General features: G+C 42.6%; 10 protein-coding genes. All 10 read right to left on the bottom strand.

The annotated features are described in order from the left end of the window. A partial coding sequence (locus tag ACVR1G_RS05095; protein WP_447452113.1) for an InlB B-repeat-containing protein occupies positions 1-3,653 on the bottom strand: 3,653 nt, incomplete at its 3' end. Between the two features lie 562 nt (positions 3,654-4,215). Next, positions 4,216-4,974 (bottom strand): inositol monophosphatase family protein, encoded by a 759-nt coding sequence (locus ACVR1G_RS05090; RefSeq protein WP_447452112.1) that lies wholly within the window; start codon positions 4,972-4,974, stop codon positions 4,216-4,218. Continuing rightward, positions 4,964-5,242 (bottom strand): UPF0223 family protein, encoded by a 279-nt coding sequence (locus ACVR1G_RS05085; RefSeq protein ID WP_447452111.1) that lies wholly within the window; start codon positions 5,240-5,242, stop codon positions 4,964-4,966. The genes ACVR1G_RS05090 and ACVR1G_RS05085 overlap by 11 nt, the downstream gene beginning before the upstream one ends. Then, complete coding sequence (locus ACVR1G_RS05080; RefSeq protein ID WP_447452110.1) at positions 5,235-5,648, bottom strand: Spx/MgsR family RNA polymerase-binding regulatory protein; 414 nt, start codon at positions 5,646-5,648, stop codon at positions 5,235-5,237. Before ACVR1G_RS05080 ends, ACVR1G_RS05085 begins: the two co-directional genes overlap by 8 nt. A gap of 115 nt (positions 5,649-5,763) precedes the next feature. Further along, positions 5,764-6,693: a bifunctional riboflavin kinase/FAD synthetase gene (locus tag ACVR1G_RS05075; protein ID WP_447452109.1), complete on the bottom strand. Its 930-nt coding sequence runs from the start codon at positions 6,691-6,693 to the stop codon at positions 5,764-5,766. A gap of 6 nt (positions 6,694-6,699) precedes the next feature. Further along, the gene (gene truB, locus ACVR1G_RS05070; RefSeq protein ID WP_447452108.1) at positions 6,700-7,581 is read right to left on the bottom strand and encodes a tRNA pseudouridine(55) synthase TruB; all 882 of its coding nucleotides are present in this window, start codon (positions 7,579-7,581) and stop codon (positions 6,700-6,702) included. Positions 7,582-8,161: 580 nt separating this feature from the next. Beyond that, positions 8,162-8,743 (bottom strand): hypothetical protein, encoded by a 582-nt coding sequence (locus tag ACVR1G_RS05065; protein ID WP_447452107.1) that lies wholly within the window; start codon positions 8,741-8,743, stop codon positions 8,162-8,164. A 114-nt stretch (positions 8,744-8,857) separates the two neighbouring features. After that, entirely contained in the window at positions 8,858-10,213 is a 1,356-nt protein-coding gene (locus ACVR1G_RS05060) for a DUF438 domain-containing protein (RefSeq protein WP_447452106.1), read from the bottom strand. Position 10,214: 1 nt separating this feature from the next. Then, entirely contained in the window at positions 10,215-10,445 is a 231-nt protein-coding gene (locus ACVR1G_RS05055) for a DUF1858 domain-containing protein (protein WP_447452105.1), read from the bottom strand. A 209-nt stretch (positions 10,446-10,654) separates the two neighbouring features. Next, positions 10,655-10,990 carry a hypothetical protein gene (locus ACVR1G_RS05050; protein WP_447452104.1) on the bottom strand — a complete coding sequence of 112 codons (336 nt, stop codon included), beginning with the start codon at positions 10,988-10,990 and terminating at the stop codon, positions 10,655-10,657. Positions 10,991-11,223 lie beyond the last annotated feature (233 nt).

Raw genomic sequence — 11,223 nt, 5'->3', positions numbered from 1 at the left:
AGTGGGCCCGTCGTATCCCGACGCTTCGGATTCTGATCCTGGTCATCCGAAAGTCCGTCGCCATCATCGTCCACGTCCGTCACATCCGGTTCGCCGTCGCCATCCGTATCCCGTTGCACTTGGATCGGCACCTGAACAGTAACAACTTCATTAGTAGAATTACCATTTGGTCGTGTTACTTTTAATGTTACAGAAACGGATAGACTGATATTCCTCTCTTCATCTTGGCTGCCGTTCCAATCCGTGACATCTGCTCTACCGACTAAATGGCCATTTTCATCTATTGAAAGGCCATAAGCATCAGTGCTTGGTACAATGGTGGCATTTGGTTTATTAGTAGTTACAACCGACTTTCCCCCTGCATCAGTCTTATCTACCAAAATGTTCGGTGTTACTGCTTGTGCGGTTAGCTTTTCAGTCCAAACCGCATAAAGCGTCATATTTGATGCTGGAATTTTGGCGCCGGTGCCATAGCTTTCGTCTCCTTCAACGGCACCTTCTTTTGTGAACCAGCCGATCAAATTATGATCGGGACGCCAGTAGCCTTGATTTCTAATGTAGACCGGACTGTTGGCCTTGTAACGTTTCTCAACAACTGAACCATTACCACCATTTGGATTGTAAGTGATTGTTGAAAAATTATAATCTGGGTTCTGACGCCATTGGGCATATAAAGTCAAAGTATTTCCAGAAAATTGATTAAATGCAATTACTTCCCTAGGCGTATAGCGCTTTCCACTTCCATCGGGTGAGGTATTCCAGCCAGTAAATACTTGCTCCTCACTTGGAGCTTTCATGTTTCCTTGATCAACAATCGTTGTATTTTCCAAAAACTGCAAGTCATCTGTAGCTGGTGCATCACTACCGCCGTTGGCATTATAGACGATTGTCTTGGCTGGATACTCCCAGACAGGTACTAGAACTGTTCCTGGTTCAGTAATTTCATCCGCTAAGTTTGCCTTTTCTAGGCGGCCATTAACTAATTTATACCATGTTGGCGCAAGTAGACTGCCATCAAAGTTAATCTTGTCATTAACCTCTAGTTCACCATCAAATACCTTCCTACTATCAACTAGCGGAGTACCAGTCTCATCCTTCTCAACATTACCCCCACTATCTAAAACAGCATATTTATTATCCGGATTGAGGACAGAATTACCCGAGCTGACCAATAAAACATATTTATCTGTCGCACTGTTATCTATGACCGTATCTTTATGAACCGTTACATCTACATACTCTTTAGCCCAGCCAGCGTAGTAGACCAAACCGCCAGATGGCACCCGTGCATCAGAAAAATCGACAGACTCACCACTTGTAGCCGCATTGTCATACCAGCCAGTAAAGACGTAGCTGACCCCGAATTCGTCCTTTTTCTTGGTCACATACTGCTCCATTGAGGTTGGGACAAGGGGTTCTACTCTTGATTTGTAGTCGACATTTGACACAAAGTCTCTGATAGCATCATTATTGGTCACAAAGGTGACATTGAATTTCTTTTTACGATAGTAGGCTCTAATATCGCTGCCGTCAATTCTAATACTGGTTGCACCAGGTCTTTGTCCCTCAATACGAACAAAATTATACCCTTCTACCGGTGCCGTAATATTAAGTGTATTGCCAACAGATGAATTAATAGTTACCTGATTGATCGTTTCACCAGTATCAACATCAATATAGTAAAGTGTTGGCCGGGCAGAGAATACGATAGTATCCTGAGTGACAGTCGTATCCTGGGTTGGCATAGGGTAGTTGAGTCGGGCCAATAGGTTATTAGATGGGCTTATACGCCATGATGACACCCCCTTATTATCCAGATAAGGAGTCAGCGGCTCTCCCCACTTAACATAGTAGGTTGATGTATTATTTCCCCAATAAGTTCTCATCACAACATCCAAACGGAATTTGTGCCGTTCATAATAGACATTAAGAACCGCTTCACCGTCACCTGTAATGCTTTTTTGACCAACTTCCGGTTGGTAAGAAGACAGGTCATAGAGATTATTGCTGGTAAGGAAAGTTGGGGTACGGTGGATGATGGGATCCCCCGTCCGTCCTCTTAATTCGTCAATCGCTCCAACCGCATAATTAATACCGCTAGATTCACGCGTTCCAGTTGGATTTTCTATCCAGTAGACAACCTTATAGGGAGTATCGGTATTAGCCGTCCACTGCGCCTTATAAAATTGGTCATTTGTAATCTCAGCAGCCGTATCAACAGCAGCACCTGTCCGGCTGTTAATCCAACCCGCAAAAGTGTAACCTTGACGAGTGGGCTGGGGCAGACCATTTGGTAGATTATCTGCTACAGATCCAGAATCAATATAAATGCTGGTAATGCTGGTTCCACCGTTGGAATCAAACGTAATGGTCTTTTGATTTTTAATGACAGCATAAAGGGTAGTGTCCTGCGTAATCGCTCGATTAAAATCAAAAGAATCACTACCATTAGGCGAAGTTGACCAGTGAGAAAAAATAAAGGAATCTTTCGGAGACAAGATAGCCACATCATCAGCATCAGTTGTTGTCCCTGTCGGAATTTCCTTCACTGATACGATGACACCCTCGTCATTTTTAAACGTTACGCGGACTGTATCCGAGTAATTCGCATGAATAGCAACTTCTTCTCCCGCTGGAAAATCAACGGGTTGGCTGAAGTCTAAAATTTGGCTATTGTACAACCAGCCTTTGAAGGCCTTATCTCCCGATATTGGAAGATTTGGTTCTAAAAGATAATCACCCGCCTTAACATACTGGGTAGATACCAGCTCATTTTCATTATAAAATTTGACTTCTGTAATGCCTAAACCAGAAATATCTGCAGCCTCGTCAGGTTCCGGTGGAAGCTCAGAATCACTTGGGCTCTCGGGTGCTGTTGCCGCTATATTCAACGCAGTGCTGCTGGCTACCGATGCGCGAAAAGCACGAACCAAGGGCTGGCTTTCCTCCGGTTTAAGGTCAAATCTAGGGCTGGCAGACGAGTCAATCTCAGTTGCTGAGTTGATAGTATTCTGATTGACAACAGCTACTTGAGGTGCCCTATCCCTTTGCTGATCCGTATTTTCCCAACTAGTCGAAACTGCTGAGGAGGGCTCAGAAACTTCCCTGTCCTCTCCAGCCTTTTTTGAATCTTCGCCAGTTTCTTTAGCCGTGACTTGCAAGGTAATCGTATTATCAGCAGATTCCGTAATGGTTTGCGTTACGGCTCCCCCAAGCAGCTGATAGTTAGCCAAGGCAGCAGCTGAAGAAATTGCTTCGCCATTTTCCGTTACGGAAGTGCTAGCCGGAGTTTGATCTAGAACGGTTACGGTCTTTGTCTTAGTTGTTCGATAAACTTCCTGCCCAGAGGTATCAACGTAAACAACCGTATAAGTAATCGTTACTGTCCTTGCTGCTTTTTGAGCCTCATTGACCGAATCCTGGTTTTCTTCATTAGAAGCTGCCGAAGCATCGCCACTATCAGCCACATTGGGGGACTCATCTGCTAGCTGAACTGCACCTGCGTTACTATTTTGAGTTACAAGATCCTCTGATTTAGCAGACGCTCCCAAAGACACCATAAATAAGGTCAATCCCAAAAGGATCGAACCGGCTCCAATATGTTTGCGTTTTCTGATCGAAAACCGCTGTTTTTCTCTGATAGTGTGCTTCACTGATCTCTCTCCTTTTTAATTTATATGTAATATTATATAATTTATACTGAATAATTACTACGATAACAGCTTATGTTTCATTTTTAGTTCGTTTTTTTACATAAATAAAAAGGGAGTAGGAAAGAACCAAAAATTGAAAATTTTGGTTCTCACCACTCTCTAATTTCTAGGCGGTGACCTGAAACGGTCTCTCCCCAGACCGTTTTTGATACTTGCTTTGCAAGTTTTAACCCACCCCCGCATAAAGCTCCCAAAGATCTGGGGGATCTTTTAAGGTTGGAAATAAGATGAACAGCGTTCATCACATTTGTTTAGGTTTTCCGCTTTGGCCTTGCGGCAAAAGGAAAACCAGCCAACCACTGCATCAAGAGTTTTGCCCTCGATTACTAGAATCATTAACTCGTCAACCACAAAGCCCTCACTAAGATTATACACCTAGTGAGGGTTTTGTGCCCGTTTTCATTATCCTGTGGGTGAGGGCGGAGCCATCATGGATGTTTTGCCCAGCCTCTTGAGTTCAGCATAAACTATGAGGAGAGCTAGGTGTGTTTCAGTAAGAGAATCACCTTATGATAGATTTAATACGCTCAACCTCTTGCTTAGGAATTAGCATAACAGCCTGACGGTTCCGGTAATCTATCGGTTCTTTTGACATACTCAGCAGCTCATAGCCAAGCTTTTGCCCCATGATACTAGCAGCCGCGTAGTCCCACGGTGAAATAACTGAAAAATAGCCCATCAATTGCCCTTCTAGAACCCTACTCATGCTAATACCTGCACTGCCAAGCACCCTTACACCCAGAAGTTCCTGAGCCAAGTCAGCTAGGCCATGATAATTTTTGGCATACATACTGCCATTAGCACCAATTAACTGGCGACTCAAGGGATAAGGGCGATAAGGAACTAGCTGACGATCATTACAGGTAACAGGAAATTGATCACCCCCGCTGTAAAGCTTCTCAGCCATGACATCATAAATAAGTCCAAATTTACCCAGTCCTTCTTCATAATAGGCAATCATCACGGCAAAATCACGCCCCTGCGCAATGAAATTAACCGTTCCGTCAATGGGATCCAAAACCCAAACGCGGCCGTCCTTAAGATCATGATAAAGATTATTTTCCTCACCCAAGATATTGTCCTGCGGGTAGGCAGCCAGAATACGCTCGACCATAAAGTCTTGGGTATCCTTATCAATATTGGTGACTAAATCATCAAAGCGTTCTTTTTCTTCAATCTGTAAATCTTCCGCCATTCGCCCGCGAACATAGGCACCGGCCTGACGGATTAAATCTTGTGCAAACTGAAATTTAGCTTCCAAGAGAAATCCATCCTTTCTCTTGAGCTTTAGCAGCCTGCACTGCTCTATAGATAGAGTAACCGCTGCTCTTTTCAAAGGCACGATCAATCTGCTTTTCCTGCATCTTGCTCGGAACCACTGCCTTAAATGCTTTGTAAGTACTTAGCAGTGTTTGGGCATCAGCTCTTGTTTCGTAAACTTCCTCAACACGATTCAAAAAAGAGAGCACTGATGTAATCTCGTCAGTGCTCCAAGAAGAATCGAGCGGATAAGAATAATTTTTATTCATGGCTTCCCTCTAATTCTGCTCTAAGTGTTGCTTGACGAAGCTCCTGCTGCCGATAATCACGGGGCAAAAAGGCGCGAATTTCATCTTCATTAAAACCGATTTGCATCCTTTTCTTGTCCAAAATAATCGGGCGGCGAAGCAGGCTCGGATTTTCAGCAATTAAATCAATCAATTCTGAAATAGACAGCTCGTCAACATCCAAATCTAATTTTTGAAAAACTTTTGATCGGGTCGAAATAATATCTTCAGTCCCATTTTCAGTCAAGGCTAAAATAGCCCTCAATTCCTCAGGAGATAAGGGACTGGTAATAATATTATGCTCCTGAAAGGCCACCTCATGATTGCTCAGCCAAGCACGGGCTTTACGGCAACTGGTGCAGCTAGGTGATAAAAATAGCGTAATCATAAAAGCAAAACCTCAAACCCTTTCACCCTGACATTATACAAAAAATCATTCTAAATTACTAGATAATTTTGAACAAGCCTCACTTGCTGTCCAAAATTTCCCTCCCCAATCTGATTTAAACTGGGTGAGAAGATTCCCATTTTTGGGCAGCTATTTGATCCCGATGAAGCTGATCGACAAGTTCATCGATATTGTTGAACTTGATCATCTCACGAATTTTATCCAACCAGATGATCTCTAGCTGTTCACCATAAATGTCGCCATCAAAATCAAATATATGGACTTCTAGTCGTAATTCGCTGCCTCCAAAGGTAACATTTTTTCCAATACTAGTCATAGCCCGATAACGCTTATCTGTCATAAGGACATCCGTAACATAAACCCCATCCGCCGGAAGAAATGTACGGTCAATCGGGGCTAAATTAGCCGTTGGAAAACCTATAGTACGACCACGTGCATCCCCGTGAACAACAAGCCCTCGAGTAGAAAATTCATAACCGAGGAGATGGTTTGCCTGAGCTACGTTTCCTTGTGCTACCAGTTGGCGGATACGCGTTGAGGAAATTTTTTCTCCTTTTGATTTCACTTCCGGAACAGTAACCACCCGACCTCTAAAATTTCGAGACAAGTAGTCTGCATCGGTCCGGTTATGACCAAATTTATAGTCAAAACCAACTACGATAACCTGGGCTTGCAGTCGCTTGATGTAAGTATTGATAAAATCATCCGAACTGACCTTAGAAAAAGCCGCTGTAAAGTTCGTTAAATAAAGATAATCCACTCCATAATCCGCAAACAAATTATAGCGCTTTTCCGGATAGGTTAAATGATTAAGCAGATCCGGCTCAAAATGCGCAAAAGTTAACTTGGGAGATTCGTAGAAGGTCAGCACAGCCACCTTCAGCTGCTCCTGCTGAGCAATTTCCCGAGCTTTGTCAAAGAGAACTTTATGGCCACTATGCAGAGCGTCAAAATATCCCAAGACTAAAACTGTATCAGTATTTAGCTCAATATCCTCCGGCCCTCTAATAGAAATAATATCCATAATATATTAAATTAAAACCTTTCGCGGCTTATAAGAAGCCCTTCTTTTTTCTAAAATAGCAATAAGATGTCCTTCATGAAAGGCAGCCAAGATTTCTTCCTGCCTCTCCAAGGGAATAAAACGACCGACAGCGATAGCTTTTTTAGCATCCTCTGATACATCTACTCTCGGTAAATCCGTAACCCCGTATTCTATGGGAAGCAAAAAAGAATCATCCTTCGCCACTACCTTATTAGCTATCTCAGCTAGGCTCAAGGCAGTGTCTAACCGTAGACCTGCTGAGGCCGTGCGCTGAAGTCCAGACATATGACTAGCGTACCCCAGATGACCTCCTAAATCAACCGCCAAGGTACGAACGTAGGTCCCCTTACTGCAGGTCACGCGAAAACTGAAACGGCAGAGTTCATCTTCAAAAAATAAAGGTGATGTCCGTATGAACTCCCTGATAGTGACCTGACGCTTGGGGCGCTCAACGGTCTCACCAGCTCGAGCATATTCATAAAGTTTCCGCCCCGCAATCTTAACCGCTGAGTACATAGGGGGAATTTGTTCAATCTGACCGACAAAAGCTGTCATCGCCCGGTCGACCTCTTCTGCTGTTAAATACTGCGGTACTGGCGTCCGACTGATAAGCTCGCCGCTTGCATCCTCTGTCGTCGTTGAGTAACCAAGAGTTATTTCGCCTTCGTAGACCTTACCAGCCTCTGTCATATACTCAATCATCCGAGTTGCCTTGCCGACAGCAATAGGTAAAACACCGGTCACATCAGGATCTAAGGTCCCACCGTGACCAATTTTCTTTTCCCCTAAAATTTTTCGTAGTTTGAAAACTGCATCGTGGCTGGTCATACCAGCCTCTTTTTTCAAATTGATAATTCCCGAAATCATACCTCCCATTATATCATAGATTATCTGACCTTAACCACCAATAACCAATATGCGGTACTATTCAGTAAAAAATTTAAGATCACAATCTGTTGAGGCTGGGTAAAAACTCGTCCAGTATTCCTGTTTTGGAATAAGCTCTCGGCGCCGCAGTGGTTGGGAGCAAGATTTGTTGGCGACGCCAACTTAGCCTTCCCCCTACACCGTTCATTAGGCACTTCGGCACCAATGAATTATTGTTGGCTGGTCTTTCTTTTGCTACAAGGCCAAAGCAGAGAAGCCTAAACGAATGTGATGAACATTGTTCATCTTATCTCCAATCTCACCAGAGTCGCTAGCGCATTCAATTATTTTGATTCGCAAATAAGACTATGATAAATAAGTTTCTTGAACAAATCAAAAGGGGCTTCATTAACTGCCCCTTCTGCTCATCCGATTTTTTAGCCTTACTTTAACTCAGCAACGATTTCATTACATAGCATTGAGACATCTAGCTGTTCATCTCTCTTATATTTCTGCTATAACTCCCTACAAGTCAGATACCAAACAACCGTTTTTAATAATGGCAGCAGCCACCTTCTTCTCACTGATTGGAACGGTAACCAACCATCATATGGGGATAACGGCTGCTTAAAAATGCAAATAAAGATTGTAATCTCTGATCGGTTATCCTTCCCACATTTTTAATACTGAGGGATCTTGTTTTGCTAAAAATACTGACAACATTTAAATATGAAAAGGTTCTCTCAGCCGAACCGTTCCGTGTCTGTGGCTTAAAGATATGGTGATAAATAGTAGTCGCGCTGTCCAAATCTGCAATGAAAAATCCACTGTGATAAGTAATCAAGTGATGGCGATAAACTAAAAACTGCAGCTCATCATCCCAATAATCTGCCTGTTCTCTCGCCAACTGCAAGTTACCGCTCAGCTCTGGATAAATATTGTAAAGCTCCGTATAGGCCTGCTGGCTCAAACGTTTCTGGCGAAAACCTGTTGTAACGTAAAAGACACCAATAGCGATGAATACACCGCCAGCCGTGGTGCCTACGATATGATTACTGCCATCAGAACGAATAGTGACAGCTAGTACCATACCAATGATAATAATAATAAAACCAACAATTAACCTGCCCAAAAAGCCTGCACTGCGATCGTCTGCCAACATAAATAAAACCTCCCTAGAAATAAACTTCAGCCATATTTTAACACTAAGAAGCGTGATATTTACAAAAAATTTTTAACAAAATGCTATCACTTTATTTCAAAATCATTACTGTTTTTAGACATCACGATGAATTTCACTGTCCAATTCCCTAAAAGGTTTGATATCTTGCACATATTCTAAGACTCCCTGAAATTCTCCAGCATCGTCACGAACTGCTGCATAGGTGACATAAACGAATTTCCCCAAGCGCTCAGATGGGAACCACATTTCCACCTTGTCTTTTTGGCCTGTACGCAGAACTTCAAACACTTTTTTGACCTTGTCCAAAACCTTAGGAGGGTGACAAAGCTCTACATTGCGACCAATCTGACTGGGCAGACGTTTAAAAATCATGTCCTTAGCCGGCACATGGTTGTTATAATACTGGAAGATATCGTCCTTATTGACAAAGGTGATCTCTAATGGTAGGTGATCAAAAATCAAATTTGCCTGTTCAAGGGATAGGTAGCCATGCGTAAAAGGTTGGGGGGTTGTTCGATCAATAGCGGTTTTCTTTTTTGGGGTAAAGGTAATAGTAAACTGACCTTCAGGTGTATCAATAACCTGCTGCCCCTCTTCTAAGCTCAGCGATTGACCTTGTAGCTCAGTCTCACTAGTAGGTACTGCTTCAGTTTCAGCTTTCGCTGTCTCAAAAGACTCTCTGTGAGGGATCCACTCTTCTTCAGGTTTAACAATAGCATAACCAACAGCCTCGCTTTCTCTAGCAATCTTCAGCCAATCATCCTGGGTGAAGATTTCCAGCAGAATCATCAGCAAAATAGATTCTTCTTTAAAAATCATTTGCTCGAATTCTTCTGCAAAAGCCTCAAACGCTTCGTTAACCTTTGCTATGTCAACACTGGGCAGTTGGTCTACCAAATCTTGGACCTGCTTAAAAAGCTCTCGTATCTCGTCATCCACACCCCACATTACTCTGGGAGGAGAATCATGTCCGTAGGCCTCCATGATAGGAAACATGAGTTCTTCCTTACGTTTATAATGACAGCGAAACTCTCCTAGCAAACGCATTTGATGCTTTAGACCCTTGATAATGTCTTTTTGAAATCCGGCATTCTCAGGATTGGCATAGTTATCTAAAATCCGGCGAATCCGCATAAGTGCACCGCGCAGCGCTAAATTTTCCTGTTTAAAAACATAGACAGGGTGCCCAGGATGCTCTGTGTCATCTACTTCAACGCCTTCAACTGCATTTTTAAAAAGATTAGCATGCACATCACACAGCTCCATGACATCCTCAAAGGTAACACCTGAATGCTCATCAGACATCAGCTCATGTTCCATCAAAGAGATTTCCAGTGCAGATACCCCCTTGAAATGTTGATTAAAACGCTCCTGAACCGATTCCTGACTGGCGCCCTGGTGGAGGTCTATCAGAATATTCTTTAGTATGTCAATACGATTTGTATCCATCTTAGTCTCCTATCACATCATAACCGTTAAATTCCAAGGTTTGTTTAATCTTAGACAGAGGAATACTGGCTAATTTAGAACCAGCTTTTAAACTAGTGGTCCGCCCAAGTGTATGGAGCATAGCTGGGTTAGCCAAGGGTTTAAAGCCGAGCTCGATCAAGATGTCCTTGACTTCCGGATGTTCCTTAATAATAAGGGCCACCGGTTTTGATAGATCTATTGTATTCGTCATAAGGTATGACTCCTCTTTCTTTTAAAGTTACTTCATTATAGCAAAAACAGCTCAGCCTCGCCGCTTAAAAATGATTTTTCGGTACCTGTGTTTGAGCTCTATCTTTGAGAAAAAGGGGTAATAACTGTGACCCTCTGCCTAATAAGTACTCTACTCGAAAAACTGGATAGATTAAAAGCCCCGGCAAGACCGAGACTTTTTCCTTTAACTTATTTGGCTTCCCAATAACGAATGGTATATTCTGTATGAGTGAAAGTATTGCTACCTTCATCATAGACTACATTTGTGCTAGTAGAGTCGCCGCGCCAGTAATACTGAGAAAAATCTGTCCCTTCAGTTGGGATACCGTAGCCAGCAACATTAACGTTGACAACATTGGGATTAGTGACATAAACCTGACGGGGAGCTGGGGTTAAATCTGGATTAGGAGTTCTTCCGTAACGATTAGTCTCCGTAATCCCTAGGGCTGAAACACTAGATGTTGTTGCTAGCATAGCCCCTACCACAGCTGAAGTCAAAAGAATTTTTTTAACTGGTAATTTCATGACTAGAAAGGCCTTCCTTAATTAAAATGATAACATTGAGAAAACTCAACTATCCTCTAATTTAATAAATTCACGACCATCCGTCAAGAAAAATATCGTTAAATGTCGATATTTTAGCTTGAAATGTTCCTACCTTTATTTTTTAGTAAAAAAATACTAAGTAGAGGTCTCGTTAGGTCCCCGCATTTTTTAGTACAAATCACAACTAACCCTAAATCAGTTTTTTCATCGGT

This window comes from Streptococcus dentasini (assembly GCF_053206945.1).
Note: the sequence above shows the minus strand (reverse complement) of the source record. Positions and strands in the feature narration are given on the sequence as shown.

Coding starts and splice junctions, on each gene's coding strand:
- truB (WP_447452108.1), bottom strand. CDS start 7,581: ATGATTTCGGGAATTATCAATTTGAAAAAAGAGGCTGGTATGACCAGC.
- ACVR1G_RS05050 (WP_447452104.1), bottom strand. CDS start 10,990: ATGAAATTACCAGTTAAAAAAATTCTTTTGACTTCAGCTGTGGTAGGG.
- ACVR1G_RS05075 (WP_447452109.1), bottom strand. CDS start 6,693: ATGGATATTATTTCTATTAGAGGGCCGGAGGATATTGAGCTAAATACT.
- ACVR1G_RS05080 (WP_447452110.1), bottom strand. CDS start 5,648: ATGATTACGCTATTTTTATCACCTAGCTGCACCAGTTGCCGTAAAGCC.
- ACVR1G_RS05060 (WP_447452106.1), bottom strand. CDS start 10,213: ATGGATACAAATCGTATTGACATACTAAAGAATATTCTGATAGACCTC.
- ACVR1G_RS05055 (WP_447452105.1), bottom strand. CDS start 10,445: ATGACGAATACAATAGATCTATCAAAACCGGTGGCCCTTATTATTAAG.
- ACVR1G_RS05085 (WP_447452111.1), bottom strand. CDS start 5,242: ATGAATAAAAATTATTCTTATCCGCTCGATTCTTCTTGGAGCACTGAC.
- ACVR1G_RS05065 (WP_447452107.1), bottom strand. CDS start 8,743: ATGTTGGCAGACGATCGCAGTGCAGGCTTTTTGGGCAGGTTAATTGTT.